Here is a 24043-nt window from a genome sequence, read left to right as displayed (position 1 = left end):
CATGTCAAAATTCTTCATCGACCGTCCGATTTTCGCCTGGGTAATTGCCCTGGTGATCATGTTGGTCGGGGCACTATCGATCCTGAAATTGCCGATCAACCAGTACCCGAGCATTGCGCCACCGGCCATTGCGATCTCCGTGACCTACCCGGGTGCTTCGGCACAAACGGTTCAGGACACCGTGGTCCAGGTGATCGAGCAGCAGCTCAACGGTATCGACAACCTGCGTTATGTATCGTCGGAAAGTAACTCCGACGGCAGCATGACCATCACCGCGACCTTCGAGCAAGGCACCAACTCCGACACCGCGCAGGTTCAGGTTCAGAACAAGCTGAACCTGGCCACCCCGCTGTTGCCGCAGGAAGTGCAGCAACAGGGTATCCGCGTGACCAAGGCAGTGAAGAACTTCCTCTTGGTGATCGGCGTGGTGTCGCGTGACGGCAGCATGTCCAAGGACGACTTGTCCAACTACATCGTGTCGAACATGCAGGACCCGATCTCGCGGACTGCCGGTGTCGGTGACTTCCAGGTCTTCGGTGCCCAGTACGCGATGCGCATCTGGCTCGACCCGGCCAAGTTGAACAACTTCAACCTGACCCCGGTCGACGTGAAAACCGCCATTGCGGCGCAGAACGTCCAGGTGTCGTCCGGTCAGCTCGGTGGTTTGCCTGCGGTACAGGGCCAGCAACTGAACGCCACGATCATCGGCAAGACCCGTCTGCAAACCGCCGAACAGTTCAAGGAAATCCTGCTCAAGGTCAACAAGGACGGCTCGCAGGTTCGCCTCAAAGACGTCGCCGACGTTGGCCTCGGTGGCGAAAACTACGCCATCAGCGCCCAGTTCAACGGCAGCCCGGCTTCCGGTCTGGCAGTGAAACTGGCCAACGGCGCCAACGCCCTCGACACCGCCAAGGCTCTGCGCAAGACGATTGATGACCTCAAGCCGTTCTTCCCGCAAGGCATGGAAGTCGTATTCCCGTACGACACCACTCCGGTGGTGACCGAGTCGATCAAAGGTGTGGTTCACACCCTGGTCGAAGCGATCGCGCTGGTGTTCCTGGTGATGTTCCTGTTCCTGCAAAACTTCCGCGCCACCGTCATCACCACCATGACCGTGCCGGTGGTATTGCTGGGTACGTTCGGCATCCTCGCCGCCGCCGGTTTCAGCATTAACACGCTGACCATGTTCGGTATGGTGCTGGCCATCGGCTTGCTAGTGGACGACGCCATCGTCGTGGTGGAAAACGTCGAGCGGGTGATGAGCGAAGAAGGCTTGTCACCGAAGGAGGCGACCAAAAAGTCCATGGGCCAGATCCAGGGTGCGCTGGTGGGTATCGCCCTCGTACTCTCCGCGGTATTACTGCCGATGGCGTTCTTCAGCGGCTCCACCGGGGTGATCTACAAGCAGTTCTCGATCACCATCGTCTCGGCCATGGCCTTGTCGGTAATGGTCGCCTTGATCTTCACCCCGGCGCTGTGCGCCACCATGCTCAAGCCGATTCCGAAAGGCGAGCACGGCACGCCGAAAAAAGGCTTCTTCGGCTGGTTCAACCGCAATTTCGACCGTGGTGTGCAGAGTTATGAGCGCGGCGTCGGCAACATGCTGTCCCGCAAAGCACCCTACCTGCTGGCCTACCTGCTGATCGTCGTCGGCATGATCTGGCTGTTCACCCGCATTCCGACCGCGTTCCTGCCGGAAGAAGACCAGGGCGTACTGTTCGCTCAGGTACAGACCCCGGCCGGCTCCAGTGCCCAGCGTACTCAAGTGGTCGTGGATGAAATGCGTGAATACCTGCTGCGTCCGAACAAGGACGGCGGTGAAGCGGATGCGGTGGCCTCGGTGTTCACCGTCACCGGCTTCAACTTCGCCGGTCGTGGTCAGAGTTCGGGTATGGCGTTCATCATGCTCAAGCCGTGGGACGAACGTAACGCTGACAACAGCGTGTTCAACCTGGCGGCCCGTGCCCAGCAGCACTTCTTCAGCTTCCGTGATGCCATGGTGTTCGCCTTTGCCCCGCCAGCGGTACTGGAGCTGGGTAACGCCACCGGTTTCGACGTGTTCCTGCAGGACCGTGCGGGTATCGGTCACGAAAAACTGATGCAAGCTCGCAACCAGTTCCTCGGCATGGCCGCGCAGAGCAAGGTCCTGACGCAAGTGCGTCCCAACGGGCTGAACGATGAGCCGCAGTTCCAGCTGGAAATCGATGACGAGAAGGCCAGTGCCCTGGGCATTACCATCAGCGACATCAACAACACCCTGTCGATTGCCTTGGGCAGTAGCTACGTCAACGACTTCATCGACCGTGGTCGTGTGAAGAAGGTGTACGTGCAAGGCCAGCCGGATTCGCGCATGAGCCCGGAAGACCTGAAGAAGTGGTACGTGCGTAACGCCCAAGGCACCATGGTTCCGTTCTCCGCATTCGCCAAGGGCGAGTGGATTTACGGCTCGCCGAAACTGGCGCGCTACAACGGTGTGGAAGCGGTCGAGGTATTGGGTGCTCCGGCGCCGGGTTACTCCACCGGTGAAGCGATGGCCGAAGTCGAAGCGATTGCCAAGAAGCTGCCGGCGGGTGTCGGTATTTCCTGGACCGGTCTGTCCTACGAGGAGCGTCTGTCGGGCTCGCAAGCGCCGGCGCTGTATGCCCTGTCGCTGCTGATGGTGTTCCTGTGTCTGGCGGCGCTGTATGAAAGCTGGTCGATTCCGATCGCGGTCATGCTCGTGGTGCCACTGGGGATCATCGGTGCATTGATGGCCACCAGCCTGCGCGGTCTGTCCAACGACGTGTACTTCCAGGTAGGTCTGTTGACGACCATCGGTCTTGCGGCTAAAAACGCCATTCTGATCGTCGAGTTCGCCAAGGAGCTGCACGAGCAAGGGCGCAGTCTGCGCGATGCCGCGATCGAAGCGTGTCGCATGCGTCTGCGACCGATCATCATGACCTCGCTGGCGTTCGTCCTCGGTGTAGTACCGTTGGCGATCTCCACCGGCGCCGGTTCAGGCAGTCAGCACGCGATCGGTACCGGCGTAATTGGCGGTATGCTCACGGCTACGATCCTGGCGATCTTCTGGGTCCCACTGTTCTTCGTCACGGTTTCGTCCATGGGCCAGCGTAAAATCGCCGACCAGGACGAGACGACTGAAACTCCTAAAGAGGCTGGCCAATGAGCAAGTCGCTACTCTCCATCGCAGTCGCCGCCTTCGTGCTGAGCGGTTGCTCGCTGATACCCGATTATCAGCAGCCTGAAGCACCGGTCGCGGGCCAATACCCGCAGGGCCCGGCGTACTCGCCGGCCCAGGCCCCGGCGCAAGCGGCTGCCGAGCAGGGCTGGAAGCAGTTTTTCCATGACCCGGCCCTGCAGCAGTTGATCCAGGTGTCCCTGGAAAACAACCGCGACCTGCGTGTCGCGGCGCTGAACATCGACGCTTACGCGGCTCAATACCGCATTCAGCGTGCCGATCTGTTCCCGGCGGTATCGGCCAACGCCAGCGGCAGCCGTCAGCGGGTTCCGGCCCGTGCGTCGCAGACCGGTGAATCGAGCATCACCAGCTCCTACTCCGCCACCGTCGGCATCAGCGCCTACGAACTCGACCTGTTCGGTCGCGTTCGCAGCCTGAGCGAACAAGCGCTGCAACAATACTTCGCCACCGAAGAAGCGCGGCGCAGCACCCAGATCAGCCTGGTGGCCAGCGTGGCTAACGCCTACCTGACCTGGCAGGCCGACAAGGAACTGCTCAAGCTGACGCAAGACACCCTCGGTGCCTTCGAGGAAAGCTACAAGCTGACCAGCCGCAGCAACGAAGTCGGTGTGGCCTCGGCGCTGGACCTGGCGCAGTCGCGCACCTCGGTGGAAAACGCCCGGGCCCAACTGGCGCGTTACACCCGCCAGGTGGCGCAGGACGAAAACAGCCTGACCCTGCTGCTCGGCACCGGCATCCCGGCCAACCTGCAAGCGGCCAGACCGCTGTCGGATGATCTGCTCAGCGACGTACCGGCCGGTCTGCCGTCGGATCTGCTACAACGTCGTCCGGACATCCTGCAGGCCGAGTACAACCTGAAGGCCGCCAACGCCAACATCGGCGCCGCCCGTGCAGCGTTCTTCCCGAGCATCAGCCTGACCGCCAACGCGGGCAGCCTGAGCCCGGACCTGTCCGGCCTGTTCAAGGGTGGTTCGGGGACGTGGCTGTTCCAGCCGCAGATCAACCTGCCGATTTTCAACGCCGGCAGCCTGCGCGCCAGCCTCGACTACTCCAAGATCCAGAAGGACATTGGCGTGGCGAACTACGAGAAGGCGATTCAGACCGGCTTCCAGGAAGTTGCCGACGGCCTGGCCGCGCGCCAGACCTATACCGAACAGCTGCAAGCGCAGCGTGACTTCGTGCAGGCCAACCAGGATTACTACCGCCTGGCCGAGCGTCGTTACCGCATCGGTGTCGACAGCAACCTGACCTTCCTCGATGCCCAGCGTCAGCTGTTCAGTGCGCAACAGGCACTGATCACCGACCGCCTCGCGCAGCTGACCAGTGCGGTCAACCTGTACAAGGCATTGGGTGGTGGCTGGAATGCGCAGACCGCGCAGAACGAACCGCTGAAAGAAGAAGCACCGAAGATGAAGCTGTTCTGATCGTCCGGTGAACACATCAAGCCCACCTCATTGGTGGGCTTTTTGTTTTCAGGCATTGAATCAAAAGATCGCAGCCTTCGGCAGCTCCTACAGGGAACGCATCCCAATGTAGGAGCGGCCGAAGGCTGCGATCTTTTGCTGTTCGATAATCGCCCAAAACCCGCTTTCCCCGATTGAATCCCGCCCACCGCGCCCCGCACCATTAGATCCACAAAACCAATAACAACAGGTTCGACACTATGCCCCTGCGCCTTGCCCCGTCCGGCTGATCGCCACCGCTTCAATCCCTGAATTTCAACACCTGTCTGCGCCCCGAAAGCGGCGGCAGCGAACCCGTTTGCCTTACAAAAACAAGAGAGCCCCGAGCCCATGAGCACCTCCCCTGCGCCGTACGCAATTCCCGGCCTGATCGCCCTGGCCCTGACCGGTGCCGCCCTGCCCGCCCTCGCCGAAGAAGCGGGTTTTGTCGAAGGCGCCAGCGCCAACCTGAACCTGCGCAACTTCTATATCAACCGCAACTTCACCAACCCGACCAAGGCACAGGGCAAGGCTGAAGAGTGGACGCAGAGCTTCATCCTCGACGCCAAATCCGGTTTCACCCAAGGCACCGTCGGTTTCGGTATGGACGTGCTCGGCCTGTATTCTGTAAAGCTTGATGGCGGCAAAGGCACGGGCGGCACCCAGTTGTTGCCGCTGGACCATGACGGTCGTCCGGCGGACAACTTCGGCCGCACCAATGTGGCATTCAAGGCCAAGCTGTCGCAGACCGAGATCAAGGTCGGCGAATGGATGCCGGTGCTGCCGATCCTGCGTTCGGATGACGGGCGTTCGCTGCCGCAAACCTTCCGTGGCGGCCAGATCACCTCGAAGGAGATCGATGGTTTGACCCTGTACGGCGGGCAGTTCCGCGCCAACAGCCCGCGCGACGACAGCAGCATGAGCGACATGTCGATGTTCGGTAAATCGGCGTTCACCTCCGATCGCTTCAACTTCCAGGGCGGTGAATACGTTTTCAACGAAAAACGCACGCAGATCGGCCTGTGGAACGCCGAACTCAAGGACATCTACAGCCAGCAATACGTCAACCTGATCCACAGCCAGCCGCTCGGCGACTGGACCCTGGGCGCCAACCTCGGGTTCTTCTACGGCAAGGACGACGGCAGCGCCCGCGCCGGTGAGCTGGACAACAAGACCTGGTCGGGGATGTTTTCGGCCCGGTACGGCGGCAACACCTTCTACGTCGGCCTGCAAAAACTCACCGGCGACAGCGCCTGGATGCGGGTCAACGGCACCAGCGGCGGCACCCTGGCCAACGACAGCTACAACGCCAGCTACGACAACGCCCAAGAGCGCTCATGGCAGGTGCGCCACGACTACAACTTCGCCGCTCTGGGCATCCCCGGCCTGACCCTGATGAACCGCTACATCAGCGGCGACAACGTACATTCCGGGACGACCACCGACGGCAAGGAATGGGGCCGCGAATCGGAACTGGGCTACACCGTGCAAAGCGGCACCCTGCGCAACCTGAACGTGCGCTGGCGCAACTCGACCCTGCGCCGCGACTTCAGCAACAACGAGTTCGACGAGAACCGCCTGATCATCAGCTATCCGATCAGCCTGCTCTGAAAACCGGACGCCGGCGCTGCATGAGCAGTGCCGGCGCAACCACTGGTCGGCCAGCACTGGCGATTTGTCGAGGCGCAGATACAGTCAAAAGGGTGTGTAAATTCTCCAGCCTGATGTAGGAGCCCTTAGTTTTCTTCCGTTATCTCCGGATGCTGTACGCGAAGCTGCCTTGGCCACGGAGGTCAGGTATGAGCAAGCGAATAGTTATCGTCGGTGGCGGTGTAGGGGGAACCATGCTGGCCAATCAACTGGTCGGCAAGTTGTATCCCGAAGTTCTACGCGGCGACGTCACGATTACATTGCTGTCCAACTCCCCCGATCACTATTACAAACCCGCGTTCATGTACGTGGCGTTCAATCAATTCTTTGCCGAGGAACTCAAACGCCCCGAGCGATCATTGCTGCGCCCGGAAATTACCTTTGCCGTCGAAGACGTCACGCGCTTCGAGTTCCCCGCTCAGAGTTTGCAAACCCGCAGCGGCAAGCGCTACAGCTACGACTTCCTGGTAATCGCCACCGGTTGTGTACCGGCCCCGGAGCGCATCGAGGGCTTGCAGGAAGCCGGCGACCACTTCTATCAATATGAGCCGGCCCGGCAATTGGCGCAGCGCTTGAGTACGATCAAGAAAGGCCGGATCTTCATCACCGTCTCGTTTCCACAGACCCCCAATGTCCCGCATCAATGCGGTATCGCTCCGGTGGAAACCACGCTGATGCTCGATGACTTCCTGCGCCGGCGCGGCGTCCGTGACCACGTGGAGATCGTCTATACCTACCCCACCGTCGCCCAACTGCTGCGCAATTGCCTGTTTCTGCAACGCCCGACCGGCAATGTGCTCCCCGCCATCTTTGAACAAAAGAACATCCTCTACCAACGCGGCTTTACCCTCAGCCATGTCGATGCCGATCAGAAAATTGCCTATTCGGCCGAGGGCGATGCCCAGCCCTTCGACATTCTGATGGCGACCCCGCCGATCCGTGCCGTGGATGCGGTACTGCAATCGGGTGCCTCACAGGCGCCGAACAACGAAGGCTGGCTGCCGACCCATCACGAAACCCTGCAGGTTTACGGCCTGGAGAACGTCTACGTGATTGGCGACACCGTCGATCTGCCGGTGAGCAAGGCGGGAGGCGCCTGCCATAACCAGGCGCCGGTCATTGCCAACAACATTGCCGGAGAAATTCGTCTGGGATCGACCGTCAGCGTTTATGACGGACGGGTTCAAGCCGTGGCGCAGATGGGGCTCAATGCCGGCATGCCGCTGTGGTACGACTACGCGCACGACGTTCTGCCGACACCCCCGACCAAACTCGGCGGTCTGCTCAGAAACGGTTTCAACCGCGGCCTGTATTGGGCCGTTGCCCGCGGCATGCTTTGACCCTGCACAGGGAGGAGTGAACAGCGATGAACCCGCCTGATGGAAACGCAGCCGGCGCGGACGGGATACCGGCCACACCGGGTTTGAACAACTTGATGGAAAAACTGCAGCCCCTGATCGACAACGGTCGGCTGGACAATCTGGTCGACCTGCTGTCGCTGGTCTCGGACACGGTCGATTTGCTCGACGCCGCCATGGTGGAGAAACTCGCGCAGTTGTTCGAGAACGGCACTGCCGCCATCTGGACTGTCAGCAATGCAGTACGTGTGGCCAAAGCCGAGGTATCCGCACAATCGTCAGCGCCAGGCCTTTTGGCGTTACTCAAACTGTTGAATGAAGAGGACACACGCAAAGGCGTGGCCGTTGCCCTCAAAACCCTTAACGTCATTGGACGACAACTGTAATCCGCCAGAGAGGACCTCCTCATGAGCGCAAGACTCGAAACGGCAGGGAACGCCTGCACCCACTGGGACGCCAAGGCGTACCAGCAGTTTTCCCGTCTCAGGCAACGCCCGGTCAATGAATTGCTCGACCGTGTCGACCTGGACAACCCCCAACGCATTTATGACCTGGGTTGCGGCACCGGCATCGCCACGCAATTGCTGGCCGAGCGTTGGCCGCGTGCGCAACTGCATGGGGTCGACAGTTCGCGACAGATGCTTGATCAAGCGCGATGCCTGCCAATCAGCGCCCAGTGGACAGAGTGCGACCTGCTCGACTGGCACCCCGAACAACCGGCCGATCTGCTGCTCGCGGCGGCGGTGTTGCACTTCATTGGCGATCATCAACAATTGCTGCCGCGCCTGCTCGGGCATCTGCGTCCCGGCGGCTGTCTGGCGGCGCACATGCCCGACTGGCGCGATGCGCTGTGGTATCGACTGATGCTCAATACGCTGGATAACGCTGGGCACGGAGGCACGCCATTGGGCACGCCTGAACTGCGCCAGCGCATGGCAGCGCGGTCGTTGCTGGCGCTGGAGGATTACTACCGCTTGCTGGCGCCGCTGACCACGTCGCTGGACATCTGGGAAACCGAGCAATTGCAGGTGGTCGACGGCAAGTCGCCGATCTATGACTGGGTGAAGGTCTCGGCGCTGAGGCCGGTGATGCAGGCACTCACGTCACAGGAACAGGCGCGATTTATCTACCACTTCCTGATGCGGGTGCAGGCGCATTACCCGCAGGAAAAAAACGGGCGTACGTTGTTTCCGTTCAAGCGGATTTTCATAGTCGCCAGAGTGTGATGTGTCACCGCAAATATCGCCATCGCGAGCAGGCTCACTCCTACAGTTGAACGCGTTCCAATGTAGGAGTGAGCCTGCTCGCGATGGCGTCACTTCAGGCATCATCAATCCCGGGATTCGACCCCAAGCTCATCCCACACCGACTCCGCCAGATGGAACGTCGCATTGGCCGCCGGGATCCCGCAATAAATCGCGCTCTGCATGATCACTTCCTTGATCTCGCCGCGGCTCACGCCATTGTTCGCCGCTGCGCGTAAATGCAGTTTCAGCTCGGCCTCGCGGTTCATCCCGATCAGCATGGCGATGGTGATCAGGCTGCGGGTGTGCCGTGGCAGGCCCGGGCGGGTCCAGATGTCGCCCCAGGCGTGACGGGTGATCATCTCCTGGAATTCCGAGTTGAACTCGGTCAGCGCATTCAGGCTGCGATCGACGTGAGCATCGCCCAACACCGCGCGGCGCACTTGCAAGCCTTCGTCGTAACGTTGTTTCTCGTCCACAGACTTCCCCTCACTGAGCGTTCAGAAACGCCAACACACGGTCACTGAAAGCCGCACCGGCCTGCACGTTGGACAGGTGCGCGGCATAGAACTCGGCGTACTCGGCGCCGCGCACATGCTCCTGAATGAAACGCCCGCCAGACGGTGGCGTCACCGCATCTTCAGTACCGGCAATCACCAGCAACGGCAGGTTGATCGAAGCCAATTGCTCACGGAAATCGGCATCACGCACCGCCGCGCAATTGGCCGCATAACCTTCAGGCGAGGTGGCCGCGAGCATGTCGGTGATTTTCTTCGCCGCGCCCGGATTGGCCGCCGAAAAATCCGGGGTGAACCAACGCGCAATCGACGCATCTCGCAGTGCGACCATCGCCACCGGGCCGTCGCGCAGCACGGTTTCGATGCGCGGATTCCACACCGACGGGTCGCCGATCTTCGCTGCGGTGTTGCACACGATCAGTTTGTGCAGACGATGACCGGCATTGATCCCCAGCCACTGGCCGATCAGGCCACCCATCGACAGTCCGCAGAAATGCGCGCGCTCGATGTGCAGCGCATCGAGCAAGCCGAGTACATCACGGCCCAGTTGCTCGATGCTGTAAGGGCCCGGTGTCACCAGCGACTGGCCATGGCCGCGCGTGTCGAAACGCAGCACGCGAAAGTGCTCGGTGAACGCCGGCATCTGCGCGTCCCACATGTGCAGATCGGTGCCCAGCGAGTTGGACAGCACCAGCACCGGCGCATCGACCGGGCCTTCAATAACGTAATGCAGTTCGCCATCGGCGAGTTGAACGAAAGCCACAGCCCTCTCCTTTCAGACAGACAATGCGTTGTGTTCGGCCACTGCGCGCTCGACCCAGGCTTGTGCCTGGCCGAGGTAATGCGCGGGGTCGAGCAGATGATCCAGTTCAGCGCTGCTCAATTCGGCAGTCACTTGCGGCTCGTCGCCGAGCACCGCGCGCAGATGGCGTTGTTCGGCCACCGCACGTTTGCAGCATTGTTCGAGCAAATGATGCGCGGTGTCGCGGCCGACGCGCTGGGCCAGGACGATGCTCACCGCTTCGGCCAGCACCAGCCCTTGGGTCAATTCGAGATTGCGCGCCATGCGCGTGGCGTCGACTTCCAGGCCATCGGCGAGCAATTGCGCCTGCTGCAATGCGCCGGACACCAGGCAGCAGATCTCCGGCAGGGTTTCCCATTCGGCATGCCACAGACCGAGGCTGCGTTCGTGCTCCTGGGGCATGGCGCTGAACAACGTCGACACCAGGCCCGGCACCCGGGTCGCCGCTCCGATCAATACCGCCGCGCCCACCGGGTTGCGCTTGTGCGGCATGGTCGACGAACCGCCCTTGCCCGGTGCCGACGGTTCGAACACTTCCGCCGCTTCGGTCTGCATCAACAGGCTGACGTCGCGACCGAGTTTGCCGAGGCTGCCGGCGATCAAACCGAGGACGGCGCCGAACTCGACGATGCGATCACGCTGGGTGTGCCACGGTTGCTCGGGCAGCGTCAGTTGCAGCTCTTCGGCCAAAGCCTGGGCGATCGGCAATGCTTGTTCGCCGAGCGCCGCGAGCGTGCCGGACGCACCGCCAAACTGCAGCACCAGCAGACGTGGCTTGAGTTCGCGCAGACGCTGACGACTGCGGGTCACCGCACCGAGCCAACCGGCGATCTTCATCCCGAGGGTCACCGGTGTCGCGTGTTGCAGCCAGGTGCGCCCGGCCAATGGCGTCGCCGCATGACGCTTGGCTTGAGTGGCGAGCGAATCGGCCAGAGCTGCCAGAGCGCTCTCAATCAACGCCAGCGCCTGACGCAATTGCAGGACCAGCCCGGAATCCATCACGTCCTGACTGGTGGCCCCCAGGTGCACATAACGCTCGGCCTCAGCGTCGGTCGCGGCAATCTGTTTGCCCAACGCCTTGACCAGTGGAATCGCCGAATTGCCTGCCGTGGCGATGGCTTCACCGAGCGCGGCGAAGTCATACAGACCGGCGTTGCATGCAGCGGCAATCGGTGCAACGGCGGACGCCGGAATCACCCCGACCCGCGCCTCGGCCCGGGCCAGCGCCGCTTCGACGTCGAGCATCGCCTGCACCCGGCCCTGATCACAGAACACTTCGCGCATATCGCGGGCAGTGAAGTAGGCATCGAACAATTGATTGCCCGGTCGCTGAGTCATAAACAGTCCTTGCCGGCGCGGGCCTGCACGGCCCGCGCACATCGCTTTAGAGATCGTGATGCAAGTACGCCGCCTGTTTCGGCAAGCGCAGGCTGAACAGGAACGCCACCGCCATCATCACCGTGACGTACCAGTAGAAGGCGTTTTCCATGCCCCCGGCTTTCAGGCTCAGGGCCACGTATTCGGCCGAACCGCCGAAGATCGCATTCGCCACCGCGTAGGCCAGACCCACGCCAAGGGCGCGAACTTCCGGCGGGAACATTTCGGCTTTCACCAGGCCGCTGATCGAGGTGTAGAAACTGACGATCGCCAGCGCCACGGTGATCAGCACAAAGGCCAGAATCGGGCTGCTGACGCTTTTCAGGCTCAACAGGATCGGTACGGTGAACAGCGTGCCGAGCGCGCCGAACCAGAGCATCGAATTCCGTCGGCCGATCTTGTCGGCGAGCATGCCGAACAGTGGCTGCATGCACATATACAGGAAGAGCGCGCCGGTCATGATGTAGCTGGCGGTCTTGGCGTGCATGCCGGCGGTGTTCACCAGGTACTTCTGCATGTACGTGGTGAAGGTGTAGAAAATCAGCGAGCCACCGGCGGTGTAACCGAGCACGGTGATGAACGCGGCCTTGTGATCGCGAAACAGCGCGCGGATGCTGCCGGCGTCCTTGTTCTCGCGCATTTCCTTGCTGGTGGTTTCTTTCAGCGAACGCCGCAGGAACAGCGAAATCACCGCCGCCACCGCACCGACCACAAACGGAATCCGCCAACCGTAGGCGCGCAGTTCGTCTTCGCTGAGGAACTGTTGCAGGATCACCACCAGCGACACCGCCAGCAGTTGTCCACCGATCAGGGTCACGTACTGGAACGAGGCGAAGAACCCGCGCTGGCCCTTGAGCGCGACTTCACTCATGTAGGTCGCGGTGGTGCCGTACTCGCCGCCCACCGACAAACCTTGCAGCAGCCGCGCGAACAGCAACAGCAGCGGCGCCCAGACACCGATGCTGGAATAGGTCGGCAGGCAAGCGATGAGCAACGAGCCGAAGCACATCATCAGCACCGAAATCATCATCGAGGTCTTGCGGCCCTTCTTGTCCGCCAGCCGACCGAAGATCCAGCCCCCAATCGGGCGCATCAGGAACCCGGCAGCGAACACCCCGGCCGTGTTGACCAGTTGCACCGTGGGGTTATCGGAGGGGAAGAACGCCGGGGCGAAATAGATCGCGCAGAAGGCGTAGACATAAAAGTCGAACCATTCGACGAGGTTGCCGGACGAAGCACCGACAATGGCGAAGATGCGCTTGCTGCGCTCTTCGCCGGTGTAATGAGCGGTGGTAGTTGTCATTGTTTTTTACTCTGAGGGGACAGGTGAGAGTCTAGACACACTTCGCAACACTCCCGTTCCACGAATACATCCAACACAGTTCCCTTGTAGACCGCAGACCTGTGGCGAGGGGGCTTGCCCCCGTACGGCTGCGCAGCAGTCGCCGAACCAGCACACTCAATTCATCTGACAACATGCGTTTGCAGGTTTCAGGCTCGCTTCGCAAGCCGACGGGGGCAAGCCCCCTCGCCACAAGTTGATTCCTGATCCAGGATTTTGTGCTGAATCAGTAATCGAAGAACACCGTCTCTGCATCAGTCCCCTGCAGAACCACATTCCACTGGTAAACACCCGAGGCGTCCTGCTTGGCCAGCAACGTGCTGCGACGTTCAGCCGGCACGCATTCGAGCAGCGGATCATTGACGTTGGCCGGGTCGCCTTCAAAGTAGATCCGCGTGAGCAAGTGCTTGACCAACCCACGGGCAAACACCAGCACCACCAGATGCGGCGCCTGGGTCGAGCCCTTCAGGCCTTCGACCGTGCCCGGTTTGATCGTGGTGAAACGGAAACGCCCTTCAGCGTCCACCGGCACCCGGCCGAACCCTTCGAAATGCGGGTCCAGCGGTTTGTCCTGCTCGTCTTCCGGGTGCGCGTACTTGCCGGCGGCGTTGGCCTGCCAGACTTCGAGCATCGCATCGTTGACCACATCGCCATTGCCGTCAACGACTTGGCCGGTGATCGCCACGCGCTCGCCGAGGGTTTGTTCGACCGCAAGGTTTTCGCGGTTCAGCCAGGTCAGGCCGATGTGGTAATACGGCCCGACGGTGTGGGACGTGGTGGCAGTCAGCGTCATCTTATTTCTCCATCGGCGTGGCATCGCGGCCGCGCAAGACGATGTCCCAGCGATAGCCGAGGGCGTAGGACGGAATGGTTTTTTCCAGATCGAAAGCGGCGATCAGACGTTCCTTGGCGCAGGTGTCCGGCACGCAGTTGTAGATCGGGTCGTAGGCCAGCAACGGGTCGCCGGGGAAATACATCTGCGTCACCAGACGCGTGAGGACGCTCGGCCCGAACAGCGAGAAATGGATGTGCGCCGGGCGCCACGCGTTGTGGTGGTTGCCCCACGGATAGGCGCCGGGCTTGATGGTCTGGAACTGATACCAGCCGTCGGCGTCGGTCACGGTGCGGCCGGTGCCGGTGAAGTTCGGGTCCAACGGTGCGTCGTGCAGGTCACGCTTGTGGTTGTAGCGGCCGGCGGCGTTGGCCTGCCAGATCTCCACCAGAATCCCCGGCACCGGCAGGCCGTTTTCGTCGAGCACACGGCCGTGAATGATGATCCGCTCGCCCAACGGTTCGCCGTCGTGCTGCGCGGTCAGGTCGTTGTCCTTGTCGGCGACGCGTTCGGCACCGATGGTCGGGCCGGTGATCTCCGACAACGAATGCGGCAGAAACACCAACGGCTTGGACGGCGAGCGCAGGTTGGTGGATTGATACGTCGGGTGCAGGTACTCGGGCTGGGTGCCTTCCTGCGGACGACGGTAGCCAGGCTTGTCAGTCATTTCGCTTTCCTCTGTTCTTATCAGTCGACGCGTTGCGTCAGACGCGTTCGATCGCCAGGGCCAGACCCTGCCCTACTCCGACGCACATCGTCGCCAGACCTTTCTTGCCGCCAGTCTTTTCCAGCTGATGCAACGCGGTCAGCACCAGCCGCGCGCCGCTCATGCCCAACGGGTGACCCAAGGCAATCGCGCCACCGTTCGGGTTGACCTGTGCCGCATCGTCGGCCAGCCCCAGTTCGCGCAGCACCGCCAAACCCTGGCTGGCAAAGGCTTCGTTGAGTTCGATCACATCGAAATCGCTGACCGCCACGCCGAGACGCTCGATCAGTTTGCGCACCGCCGGCACCGGGCCGATGCCCATGACGCGTGGCGCGACGCCGGCGCTGGCCATACCGAGCACTTTGGCGCGGGCGGTCAGGCCGTGTTTCTTCACCGCGTCGGCAGAAGCGAGAATCAGCGCGGCCGCACCGTCGTTGACCCCGGAGGCGTTGCCAGCGGTGACGGTCTTGTCCGGGCCGTTGACCGGTTTCAGTTTGCTCAGCGCTTCAATCGTCGTGTCTGCGCGTGGATGTTCGTCCTGGCTGACCACGGTTTCGCCTTTCTTGTGGGCGATCCGCACTTCGACGATTTCCTCGGCGAAGTAGCCCGCCGCCTGCGCGGCGGCAGTGCGTTGCTGGCTGCGCAGGGCGAAAGCGTCCTGATCGGCGCGCGACACTTTATAGTCGTCGGCGACGTTGTCGCCGGTTTGTGGCATCGCATCGACACCGTACTGCGCCTTCATCAACGGATTGATGAAACGCCAGCCGATGGTGGTGTCTTCCAGTTTCATGTTGCGCGAGAACGCCGCATCAGCCTTGCCCATCACAAACGGTGCGCGGGACATCGACTCGACGCCGCCGGCAATCGCCAGCTCCATCTCGCCGCTGGCAATCGCGCGGAATGCCGTGCCAATCGCGTCCATGCCCGAAGCGCAGAGACGGTTGAGGGTCACGCCCGGCACGCTGTCCGGCAGGCCGGCCAGCAGCAGCGCCATGCGCGCCACGTTGCGGTTGTCTTCGCCGGCCTGGTTGGCACAGCCGAGGAATACTTCGTCGATCGCGTTCCAGTCCACCGAGGGATTGCGTTCCATCAGCGCCTTGATCGGCACGGCGGCCAGATCGTCAGCGCGTACGGCGGACAGTCCACCGCCGAAACGGCCGATGGGGGTACGAATCGCATCGCAGATATACACGTCACGCATCATGCTTCTCCCGGTGCCTGGCCGTGGGCCGCGGCGGTGCGCGCTTCCAGATCGCGCAGCGCGGTCAACTCGACCTCGGTCGGCTCGGCGGTGGTGACTACATTGTCAGCAAAACGGATCGCCCAACCGGTGGCCGCGATCACTTGCTCGCGGGTCACGCCGGGGTGCAATGCAGTGACCACGAACTCATGGGTGCCCGCTTCCGGCTCCATGATGCACAGGTCGGTGATGATCCCGACCGGACCGGCACCCGGCAGGCCCAGACGCTTGCGCGAATCGCCGCCCTCGCCGTGTCCGACCGAGGTAATGAAGTCGAGCTTGTCGACGAACGAACGCGCCGACTGTTTAAGAATGATCAGCACGCTCTTCGCCGAACCGGCGATTTCCGGCGCGCCACCGGCACCCGGCAGACGCACTTTCGGCGCGTGATAGTCGCCGACCACGGTGGTGTTGATGTTGCCAAAACGGTCGACCTGAGCCGCGCCGAGGAAACCGACATCGATGCGCCCGCCCTGCAGCCAGTAGCGAAAAATCTCACCGGTCGGCACCACGGTATCTGCGGTTTCCGCCAGTTCGCCGTCACCAATGGACAGCGGCAGCACGCTCGGCTTGGCACCAATCGGGCCGGATTCGTAGATCAGCACCACGTCCGGCGATGAGGTCAGACGCGCCAGGTTCGCCGCTTTCGACGGCAAGCCGATGCCGACGAAGCACACCGAGCCATTCTTCAGGCGACGGGCCGCGGCGACGGTCATCATTTCATTGGTGGTGTAAGTCATTACTTGGCCTCCGAAGCAGCAGCCAACTTGGCCTGGAACTCGCTGAAGTCAGCGCAGCCATGGATGTATTCGTTGATCCACGCGGTAAACGTCTCACGGTCGCGAGCGATCGGGTCCCACGCCTGATAGAAACGATTGTCGCGCTCGGTGTAACCGTGGGCGTAGGACGGATGCGCGCCGCCGGGTACGTGGCAGACCGCGCTCAGGGCCCAGGTCGGCAGCACGCAGGCGTTCATCGGCGCGTTGAGGTTGTCGACGATTTCCTCGACGGTGACGATGCAGCGCTTGGCCGCCAGCGCGGCTTCTTTCTGCACCCCGAGAATGCCCCACAGCAACACGTTGCCTTGGCGGTCGGCTTTCTGCGCGTGGATCACGGTGACGTCCGGACGCACCGACGGCACTGCCGCCAGCACTTCACCGGTGAACGGGCAGGTCACGGACTTGATCAGCGGATTGACCTTCGGCAGATCGGAGCCGGCGTAGGCCCGCAGCACAGCGAATGGCAGGCCGGAAGCGCCGGCGACGTAGGCATTGGCCAGGTCGGCGTGGCTGTGCTCTTCGATTTCCAGCGCATGCGGCCATTGCTTCTCGACCGCATCGCGCAGACGGTGCAGCGAACCCACACCCGGGTTGCCGCCCCAGGAAAAGATCAGCTTGCGTGCACAACCGGCACCGATCAGTTGGTCGTAGATCAGGTCAGGCGTCATCCGCACCAGGGTCAGATCTTTCTTGCCCTGACGAATGATTTCATGACCTGCCGCCGTAGGGATCAGGTGAGTGAAGCCTTCGAGCGCGACGGTGTCGCCGTCGTTGACGAATTGCTTCACCGCGTCGTGCAGCGAAAGGATCTCAGCCATGGAGCAGGCTCCCGTTTTTGTAGTGAATCGCCAGTGATAAAAAGGCGCGAGGTTCAGCGCCGGAGTCACTGCAGATTAAGCCGCTGAAAATCGCCAAACAATCCGATAATCGACTGAGTGTTCGTTTATCGAACAGATTGTTGCTTCCCTATCGTTTCGTATCGTCAGCAAAAGATCGCAGCCTGCGGCAGCTCCTACATTTGGAATTCGTCCCTTGCAGGAGCTGCCGAAGGCTGCGATCTTTTCGGCTTACACCGCGATATCAGGTGGCATCCGCATGACTGACCATGCCCTTGATCACCACCGCCGTCGTCGCCAAAGCCGCTGGAATCACCAGCGCCGTCAGCACCTGCTCGAAATTCCAGCCCAGGCCCAGCAACGTCGCGCCCATCCACGCCCCGAGAATCGCGCCGAAGCGACCAATCCCGAGCATCCACGACACACCGGTCGCCCGACCCTGGGTCGGATAAAACCGCGCCGCCAGCGACGGCATTGCCGATTGCGCGCCGTTGACGCACATCCCGGCCACCAGCACCAAGGTTGCGAGCAAGGTGATGTTGCCCAGGCTCTGCCCCACCGCGTAGGCAAACACCCCGGCCAGCAGGTAGAACGTGCCGATGACCTTGTGCGGATTGAAGCGGTCCATCGCCCAGCCCACCGCGACCGCGCTCAACACCCCGCCGAACTGGAACAGCGCGCCAATGAACGCCGCCTGCTCCATGCTCGCGCCACTGTCGCGCATCAGGGTCGGCAGCCAGCTGGTCAGCAGGTACACGATGACCAGGCCCATGAAGTAGGTCAGCCACAACAACAAGGTGCCGGCACTGTAGGTGCCGGAGAAAATCACCGCGAACACGTTGCGCGCCTTGACGGTTTTCTGCTCCGGCACGCTGAAACTCGACGCCTGCGCCACGGCAACCGGATCGATCGGTGACAAGGTCTTGCGTACTTTGTCAGTGCCGCGATTGCGCACCACCAGGTAGCGCGCCGATTCCGGCAACCAGAACAGCAACACCACGGCGAGGATCAACGGCAGGATCCCGCCGATCAGCAACAGGCTGTGCCAGCCGAACGCCGGGATCAGCTTCGCCGAAATGAAGCCGCCACCGGCCATCCCGAGGTTGAAGCCGCAGAACATGCTGGTCACCAGCAACGACTTCTTGCGCTCCGGGGTGTATTCCGAGAGCAGCGTGGTGGCGTTGGGCATGCCGGCGCCCAGCCCGATGCCGGTGAGAAAACGCAGCACCAGCAGTTGTTCGACGTTGGTGCTGTACGCCGAGGCCAGGCTGAAGGCGCCAAACAATAGGACGGCACCAACCAGCACGACTTTGCGCCCGAAGCGGTCAGCCAGAGGGCCGGAACCCAGTGCGCCGAAAACCATGCCGATCAACGCGGCGCTCATCACCGGGCCGAGGCTGGCGCGGTCGATGCCCCAGTCCTGAGACAACGCCGGGGCGATGAACCCCATCGCCGCGGTGTCGAGGCCATCGAGAAACACAATCAGGAAACACAGGATCACCACCCGCCACTGATAGCGCGAGATCGGTTGGGCATTGATGAAGGTCTGCACGTCGAGGCAGTTACCTACAGCGGACTGAGGCTGGTTCATTATTTTTATTCCACGCAAAAAACGCAGTCGAACAGCGGCCGGCCAACGAGCGGCACGGTCACAAGAATAGAAGGTCTGGATCAGGCGTTGCGGTGAATCCGGCAACAGAGAATGGGGCTGAGACAGTCGGGGAGCATGCGCATGGTGAGTTGCCTCTTGTCATTATTATGGGAGTCGACAATCCGGCAGGCTCATTCGCATCAGCGCCGGATGACGCTGCCGCGACATTAATGATCCGAGGGTTTTAGCGTCAATTCGATAAACGCAACACTGTGCGTTTATCGAACAGCTTCCTCAGGCAAACAACTGCGCGCTGAGGTCGCGACTGGCACTGAGCAGGCCCGGCAGGAAGCGTTGTTCCAGCTCGGTGCGGCTGACGCGACCGGCGTGGGTGCTGACGTTGAGCGCCGCGACCACCTGGCCCGACGCGTCGTAGACCGGCACCGCAATCGAACGCAGGCCCTGTTCCAGTTCCTGATCGACGATGCACCAGCCCTGCTGCCGCACTTCCTGCAGGCATTCGAGCAAGGATTGCGGGGTGTGCAGCGTGCGACTGGTTTTGGCCACCAGTTCGGCATGGTCGAGGTATTCGCGCAGCGAGGTGTCGTCCAGCGCCGCCAGCAAGATGCGGCCCATCGACGTGCAATAGGCCGGCAGACGCCCGCCCACCGACAGGTCCACCGAGATCAACCGTTGGGTGGTCGCCGAACGGGCGATATAAAGAATGTCGTCGCCTTCAAGCGTCGCCATGTTACAGGCCTCGTGCAGTTGCTCGCTCATGCGGTCGAGGTACGGCTGGGCGGAAACCGCCAGCGGCGTCGAGGACAGATACGCGTGGCCGAGGGTCAGCACTTTGGGCAGCAGCGAGTACGTGCGGCCATCGGTGGTGGCGTAACCCAGTTTGATCAACGTATGCAGGCAACGGCGCACGGCAGCGCGGGGAATTTCCGTGCGGTGGCTGATCTGTGCGATGGTCAGGTGCCGCTTGCGCTCCTGAAACGCCTGCACCACCGCCAGGCCACGGGCCAGCGAGGTCATGAAATCCGGGTCGCCCGTCAGCGCCTGAATACGCTTGGCCGGTGAAGCGACGATCGGCGGCGCCACGGAGGTGAAGGAGTTGCGCATTTGATCGTTCATTTCTTGTCCTTTTTCCGGCACGGATCAATGGCTATACAAGCGGCTCACCGGCAGATGCACAAGGGCCGGAGCGCCAAGATTGGGCGATTATCGAACCGCCGACCGATTATCGCAATCGCCTGCTGCGACCGCGCTCGGCCTCCAGGAAATATTTTCTCAACTTTGTCGAGCCGCTGAATCGATCCTTAGTTGTTCGACTTAATGACGCCAAAAACACAACACCGGGCCAATAACGGTTTGGCCCGACTGCAACTACCGATAAAAAACGTCAGTCACAAAACAATCACACATCCGGAACCGTTTTTAACTTGGCAAAGATAGTCATTCCCGAATCGACCGCTATAATGCATCTCAGTGGCGCCCGGTTTATTCGCCGAGACCGCCACCCGCCGACGCGATGCCAATCGCCGACAGCCCCGGCCAGCGCTGACGCGCATGATTCATGCAAATCCAGCACTCGCTGAAACAGGAAACTGATGCTGCGTCAGTTTTAATCTGGTGCCGTAGCCGCCTGCAACATGGAAGTCTTGATCGCCCTGCCGATAACACCAATGCCTGTCCGGGTATTGCCTGTCGGTGGACTCGCTCAATCGATTCGTTGCAGTGCGTTTCACCAGACATTTATCTCAACTCAAACAGGTAGCACTGTGACGAAAGACGAACTGCGCGCGGAACTTGAGCGCCAGGAACAACGTTACAAGGAAGTTTACGGCGGGGAAGTCACCACCTACGCCGCTCAACCCGAACCGGAACGCAAGGCATGGCGCAAACGCCCCACTGTTCAGGATCAGGTTTTCCAGCAAGAACTGAAAAAGATGGAAGAAGAACTCAAAACCGAAGAGCCATGAACGGGCGATCCTGAGTTTTTCGAGGGTCTGCGTCGGCACCGGTTACAAGCGCGGTGACGCGACGATGCCTTGCGCGCCCGCTACCCGCGGGCAGCGGCCAATTCCCCGTCCTGCACGGTAATGGAGCGTGTCGTACAGGTTTCAGAGATATTTCACACAAGCGTTTGAGCCGTCTCCGGCCTCGGCAAAACCCTCGGTCGATCGCTGTTTTTATAAGCTAATCAGTCACTTGCAAAACCCTGCAAAACACTCGGCCATTGCACCTTGCAACAATTTAATTCGTTGAAGTAGGCAACCGATGAGCAGGTAGGGGATCGATTTCCAGTCTTTTCTGGCATAATCGCGCCCCCTTATGACCGGGTCAGAAAACCTTCATGATCGATTTATTCAGCGGACTGGATGCTTGGGTGCTTGTGAGCCTCTTGCTCGCCCTGACGTTTGTCCTCGCCTTCGAGTTCATCAATGGATTTCATGACACCGCTAACGCGGTAGCCACTGTTATCTACACCAAAGCCATGCCGCCTCACCTGGCGGTGTTCTTCTCCGGTGTGTTCAATTTCCTCGGCGTGTTGCTGGGCGGCGTTGGCGTGGCGTATGCCATTGTTCACCTGCTGCCGGTGGAACTGCTGATCAATGTGAACACCGGCCATGGCCTGGCGATGGTGTTCTCGTTGCTCGCCGCAGCCATCGCCTGGAACCTGGGCACCTGGTACTTCGGTATCCCGGCGTCGAGTTCGCACACCCTGATCGGCTCGATCCTCGGTGTCGGCCTGGCCAACGCCCTGATCAACGACATTCCGCTGGCCGACGGCGTGAACTGGCAGAAAGCGATCGACATCGGCGCCTCGCTGGTGTTCTCGCCAATGGCCGGTTTTCTGGTCGCGGCCCTGGTGCTGATCGGCCTGAAATGGTGGCGCCCGCTGTCGAAGATGCACAAGACGCCGGAACAGCGCCGCAAGATCGACGACAAGAAGCACCCGCCGTTCTGGAATCGCCTGGTATTGGTGATGTCGGCGATGGCCATGAGCTTCGTGCACGGTTCCAACGATGGTCAGAAAGGCATCGGCCTGATCATGCTGGTACTGATCGGCATCGTGCCGGCGCAGTTCGTCCTCGACTTGAACAGCACCACTTACCAGATCGAACGCACTCGCGATGCGACCCTGCACCTGAGCCAGTTCTACCAGCGCAACGCCTCCACCCTCGGCGAGTTCCTGGCCTTGGGCAAAAGCGTAGAAGGCGACCTGCCGGAGAAATTCCGCTGCAACCCGCAGCAGACCGAACCGACCATTTCCGCCCTGCTGCACACGCTTAAAGGTGTCTCGGACTACCACTCGCTGCCGGCCGACAGCCGCATCGAAGTCCGTCGCTACCTGCTGTGCCTGGACGACACCGCGAAGAAAGTCGCCAAGCTGCCAGGCCTTGAAGCCCGTGAAAAGGCTGACCTGGACAAACTGCGCAAAGACCTGACCACCACCACCGAATACGCCCCGTTCTGGGTGATTCTGGCGGTCGCCCTGGCCCTGGGCCTGGGTACCATGATCGGCTGGAAACGCGTGGTACTGACCATCGGCGAGAAGATCGGCAAGCAAGGCATGACCTATGCCCAAGGCATGTCGGCCCAGATCACCGCCGCGAGCATGATCGGCCTGGCCAACATCTTCAGCTTGCCGGTGTCGACCACCCACGTCCTGTCCTCGGGCGTGGCGGGCACCATGGTTGCTAACAAGAGCGGTCTGCAAGGTGGCACCGTGCGCACCATTTTGCTGGCTTGGGTGTTGACCCTGCCGGCGACTGTGGCGCTGTCGGCTGGTTTGTTCTGGCTGGCGTCGAAGGCGTTGGGTAGTTGATAAACCGCAGCACATGAGAAAGGCGCGATTCTTAAGGATCGCGCTTTTTTTTGGGTTTGGATTTATGAGCATATCCGTTGCTGTGGGTGTTGCCGCTGGCGGTTTTGCTCTTACAGCGAGTCACTTTTTCCAAACGCCGGAATGCCGGCCCAGCGAAAAAATAACCCAAAAGGCTTTGCCCCGGCGTTCGGCACCTCGCTACGGTGTCCATCAGGGGGCATCGCCTACGGTTTGCTTCGCTGCACCTGCTCTCGATGTATGCGGCTGCGCGCCTCTCCCCTGATGAACACCTTCGCTCGGCCTGCCGAAGGGGCTGAAGATCAAAAGCCACATCAAAAGCCAAAGCCAAAGCAGATCAAAAGATCGCAGCCTTCGGCAGCTCCTACATGGGATTGGACGTATTCAGTTAGAGATTAATTGGCAGATTGGACGCCTTCGCGAGCAAGCTCCCACAGTTGGAATGAGGCCGCTCAGTTAGAGCTTGGTCGGAGCGTAGACCGCCATCGCTGGCAAGCCAGCTCCCACAAAGATTGAGCATTCCTGCCAGAAATTGGTCGGCTGTCAGGCCGCCATCGCCAGCAGGCTGGCTCCTACAGTTTTGATTTGTGTAAGCCCATGCGGCGCAGCCGCCCCTCTCAACAGGATGAGCGTTAGCTCGGCTGCAGCTCTTGATCTTAAGGCCCCAGCGTACGGCCCGCTCGCTGGGGCTCGGGGTTCCCGAGCTACGGTGTGTCGAAGGGGCATGAGATCAAAAGCCAAAGATCGCAGCCTTCGGCAGCTCCTACAGGAGATTTTTCAGCGCCAAGAAATTGGTCGGCCCGTAGGCCGCCATCGCGAGCAGGCTCACTCCTACAGAAGATCAAAAACCGAACGCAAGCTCTTCACCACTCAACAGGATGAGCGTTAGCTCGGCTGCAGCTCTTGATCTTAAGGCCCCAGCGTACGGCCCGCTCGCTGGGGCTCGGGGTTCCCGAGCTACGGTGTGCCGAAGGGGCTGAAGGTCAAAAACCAAAGCCAAAGATCGCAGCCTTCGGCAGCTCCAACAGGAGATTTTTCAGCGCCAAGAAATTGGTCGGCTCGTAGGCCGCCATCGCGAGCAGGCTCACTCCTACAGAAGATCAAAAGCCGAATGCAAGCTCTTCACCACTCAACAGGATGAGCGTTAGCTCGGCTGCAGCTCTTGATCTTAAGCCCCAGCGTACGGCCCGCTCGCTGGGGCTCGGGGTTCCCGAGCTACGGTGTGCCGAAGTGGCATGAGATCAAAAGCCAAAGATCGCAGCCTTCGGCAGCTC

Annotated in this window: 19 protein-coding genes; 8 read left to right on the top strand and 11 right to left on the bottom strand. The window is 61.1% G+C overall.

The window, feature by feature from the left end; all coding sequences use genetic code 11:
* Position 1: 1 nt before the first annotated feature.
* The 6 genes from emhB (at position 2) to KKQ10_RS14730 (ending at position 8875) form a co-directional block, all read left to right on the top strand.
* The gene (emhB, locus tag KKQ10_RS14755; RefSeq protein ID WP_127649684.1) at positions 2–3166 is read left to right on the top strand and encodes an efflux RND transporter permease subunit EmhB; all 3165 of its coding nucleotides are present in this window, start codon (positions 2–4) and stop codon (positions 3164–3166) included.
* Positions 3163–4623 (top strand): efflux RND transporter outer membrane subunit EmhC, encoded by a 1461-nt coding sequence (gene emhC, locus KKQ10_RS14750; RefSeq protein WP_215501513.1) that lies wholly within the window; start codon positions 3163–3165, stop codon positions 4621–4623. The genes emhB and emhC overlap by 4 nt, the downstream gene beginning before the upstream one ends.
* A 369-nt stretch (positions 4624–4992) precedes the next feature.
* The gene (locus tag KKQ10_RS14745) at positions 4993–6252 is read left to right on the top strand and encodes an OprD family porin (RefSeq protein ID WP_127649682.1); all 1260 of its coding nucleotides are present in this window, start codon (positions 4993–4995) and stop codon (positions 6250–6252) included.
* 188 nt (positions 6253–6440) lie between these two features.
* Positions 6441–7631, top strand: coding sequence for an NAD(P)/FAD-dependent oxidoreductase (locus KKQ10_RS14740; protein WP_127649681.1), 1191 nt, complete (start codon positions 6441–6443; stop codon positions 7629–7631).
* Between the two features lie 26 nt (positions 7632–7657).
* On the top strand, positions 7658–8035 hold the full coding sequence (locus KKQ10_RS14735; protein WP_215501512.1) for a DUF1641 domain-containing protein: 378 nt from the start codon (positions 7658–7660) through the stop codon (positions 8033–8035).
* A gap of 21 nt (positions 8036–8056) precedes the next feature.
* Positions 8057–8875, top strand: a complete 819-nt coding sequence (locus KKQ10_RS14730; RefSeq protein ID WP_215501511.1) for a methyltransferase domain-containing protein — start codon at positions 8057–8059, stop codon at positions 8873–8875.
* 104 nt (positions 8876–8979) lie between these two features.
* On the opposite strand, the gene pcaC is transcribed toward KKQ10_RS14730, so the two are convergent.
* From pcaC to pcaR, 11 genes are all read right to left on the bottom strand, one after another.
* Entirely contained in the window at positions 8980–9372 is a 393-nt protein-coding gene (gene pcaC, locus KKQ10_RS14725) for a 4-carboxymuconolactone decarboxylase (protein WP_127649678.1), read from the bottom strand.
* A 10-nt stretch (positions 9373–9382) separates the two neighbouring features.
* Positions 9383–10174, bottom strand: coding sequence for a 3-oxoadipate enol-lactonase (pcaD, locus tag KKQ10_RS14720; protein ID WP_215501510.1), 792 nt, complete (start codon positions 10172–10174; stop codon positions 9383–9385).
* 12 nt (positions 10175–10186) lie between these two features.
* On the bottom strand, positions 10187–11551 hold the full coding sequence (locus tag KKQ10_RS14715) for a 3-carboxy-cis,cis-muconate cycloisomerase (RefSeq protein ID WP_215501509.1): 1365 nt from the start codon (positions 11549–11551) through the stop codon (positions 10187–10189).
* Between the two features lie 46 nt (positions 11552–11597).
* On the bottom strand, positions 11598–12893 hold the full coding sequence (locus KKQ10_RS14710) for an MFS family transporter (RefSeq protein ID WP_127649675.1): 1296 nt from the start codon (positions 12891–12893) through the stop codon (positions 11598–11600).
* A 265-nt stretch (positions 12894–13158) separates the two neighbouring features.
* Entirely contained in the window at positions 13159–13725 is a 567-nt protein-coding gene (gene pcaG / locus KKQ10_RS14705) for a protocatechuate 3,4-dioxygenase subunit alpha (RefSeq protein ID WP_215501508.1), read from the bottom strand.
* A gap of 1 nt (position 13726) precedes the next feature.
* The gene (pcaH, locus tag KKQ10_RS14700; RefSeq protein ID WP_215501507.1) at positions 13727–14431 is read right to left on the bottom strand and encodes a protocatechuate 3,4-dioxygenase subunit beta; all 705 of its coding nucleotides are present in this window, start codon (positions 14429–14431) and stop codon (positions 13727–13729) included.
* Positions 14432–14468: 37 nt separating this feature from the next.
* The gene (gene pcaF, locus KKQ10_RS14695; protein ID WP_215501506.1) at positions 14469–15674 is read right to left on the bottom strand and encodes a 3-oxoadipyl-CoA thiolase; all 1206 of its coding nucleotides are present in this window, start codon (positions 15672–15674) and stop codon (positions 14469–14471) included.
* Complete coding sequence (locus KKQ10_RS14690) at positions 15671–16450, bottom strand: CoA-transferase subunit beta (RefSeq protein ID WP_215501505.1); 780 nt, start codon at positions 16448–16450, stop codon at positions 15671–15673. Before KKQ10_RS14690 ends, pcaF begins: the two co-directional genes overlap by 4 nt.
* On the bottom strand, positions 16450–17307 hold the full coding sequence (locus KKQ10_RS14685) for a CoA transferase subunit A (protein ID WP_003222404.1): 858 nt from the start codon (positions 17305–17307) through the stop codon (positions 16450–16452). The genes KKQ10_RS14690 and KKQ10_RS14685 overlap by 1 nt, the downstream gene beginning before the upstream one ends.
* A 262-nt stretch (positions 17308–17569) precedes the next feature.
* Positions 17570–18916, bottom strand: a complete 1347-nt coding sequence (gene pcaK / locus KKQ10_RS14680) for a 4-hydroxybenzoate transporter PcaK (RefSeq protein ID WP_215501504.1) — start codon at positions 18914–18916, stop codon at positions 17570–17572.
* A 294-nt stretch (positions 18917–19210) separates the two neighbouring features.
* Positions 19211–20053, bottom strand: a complete 843-nt coding sequence (gene pcaR, locus KKQ10_RS14675) for a pca regulon transcriptional regulator PcaR (protein ID WP_127649670.1) — start codon at positions 20051–20053, stop codon at positions 19211–19213.
* A 647-nt stretch (positions 20054–20700) separates the two neighbouring features.
* Between pcaR and KKQ10_RS14670 the strand changes: the two genes are divergently transcribed.
* Both KKQ10_RS14670 and KKQ10_RS14665 read left to right on the top strand, forming a co-directional pair.
* Entirely contained in the window at positions 20701–20901 is a 201-nt protein-coding gene (locus KKQ10_RS14670; RefSeq protein WP_003222398.1) for a hypothetical protein, read from the top strand.
* A 374-nt stretch (positions 20902–21275) separates the two neighbouring features.
* Positions 21276–22751 carry an inorganic phosphate transporter gene (locus KKQ10_RS14665; protein ID WP_127649669.1) on the top strand — a complete coding sequence of 492 codons (1476 nt, stop codon included), beginning with the start codon at positions 21276–21278 and terminating at the stop codon, positions 22749–22751.
* The last annotated feature ends 1292 nt before the right edge of the window (positions 22752–24043 follow it).

The organism is Pseudomonas sp. MG-9, assembly GCF_018729515.1.
Taxonomy (GTDB): Bacteria; Pseudomonadota; Gammaproteobacteria; order Pseudomonadales; family Pseudomonadaceae; genus Aquipseudomonas; species Aquipseudomonas serboccidentalis.
Note: the sequence above shows the minus strand (reverse complement) of the source record. Positions and strands in the feature narration are given on the sequence as shown.

Excerpts from the sequence above, each read along its gene's own strand:
- KKQ10_RS14710 (WP_127649675.1), bottom strand. The coding sequence starts at position 12,893 with ATGACAACTACCACCGCTCATTACACCGGCGAAGAGCGCAGCAAGCGC.
- KKQ10_RS14685 (WP_003222404.1), bottom strand. The coding sequence starts at position 17,307 with ATGGCTGAGATCCTTTCGCTGCACGACGCGGTGAAGCAATTCGTCAAC.
- pcaR (WP_127649670.1), bottom strand. The coding sequence starts at position 20,053 with ATGAACGATCAAATGCGCAACTCCTTCACCTCCGTGGCGCCGCCGATC.
- pcaK (WP_215501504.1), bottom strand. The coding sequence starts at position 18,916 with ATGAACCAGCCTCAGTCCGCTGTAGGTAACTGCCTCGACGTGCAGACC.
- emhB (WP_127649684.1), top strand. The coding sequence starts at position 2 with ATGTCAAAATTCTTCATCGACCGTCCGATTTTCGCCTGGGTAATTGCC.
- KKQ10_RS14690 (WP_215501505.1), bottom strand. The coding sequence starts at position 16,450 with ATGACTTACACCACCAATGAAATGATGACCGTCGCCGCGGCCCGTCGC.
- KKQ10_RS14740 (WP_127649681.1), top strand. The coding sequence starts at position 6,441 with ATGAGCAAGCGAATAGTTATCGTCGGTGGCGGTGTAGGGGGAACCATG.
- pcaH (WP_215501507.1), bottom strand. The coding sequence starts at position 14,431 with ATGACTGACAAGCCTGGCTACCGTCGTCCGCAGGAAGGCACCCAGCCC.
- KKQ10_RS14730 (WP_215501511.1), top strand. The coding sequence starts at position 8,057 with ATGAGCGCAAGACTCGAAACGGCAGGGAACGCCTGCACCCACTGGGAC.
- KKQ10_RS14745 (WP_127649682.1), top strand. The coding sequence starts at position 4,993 with ATGAGCACCTCCCCTGCGCCGTACGCAATTCCCGGCCTGATCGCCCTG.
- emhC (WP_215501513.1), top strand. The coding sequence starts at position 3,163 with ATGAGCAAGTCGCTACTCTCCATCGCAGTCGCCGCCTTCGTGCTGAGC.
- KKQ10_RS14735 (WP_215501512.1), top strand. The coding sequence starts at position 7,658 with ATGAACCCGCCTGATGGAAACGCAGCCGGCGCGGACGGGATACCGGCC.
- pcaF (WP_215501506.1), bottom strand. The coding sequence starts at position 15,674 with ATGATGCGTGACGTGTATATCTGCGATGCGATTCGTACCCCCATCGGC.
- pcaG (WP_215501508.1), bottom strand. The coding sequence starts at position 13,725 with ATGACGCTGACTGCCACCACGTCCCACACCGTCGGGCCGTATTACCAC.
- KKQ10_RS14715 (WP_215501509.1), bottom strand. The coding sequence starts at position 11,551 with ATGACTCAGCGACCGGGCAATCAATTGTTCGATGCCTACTTCACTGCC.
- KKQ10_RS14665 (WP_127649669.1), top strand. The coding sequence starts at position 21,276 with ATGATCGATTTATTCAGCGGACTGGATGCTTGGGTGCTTGTGAGCCTC.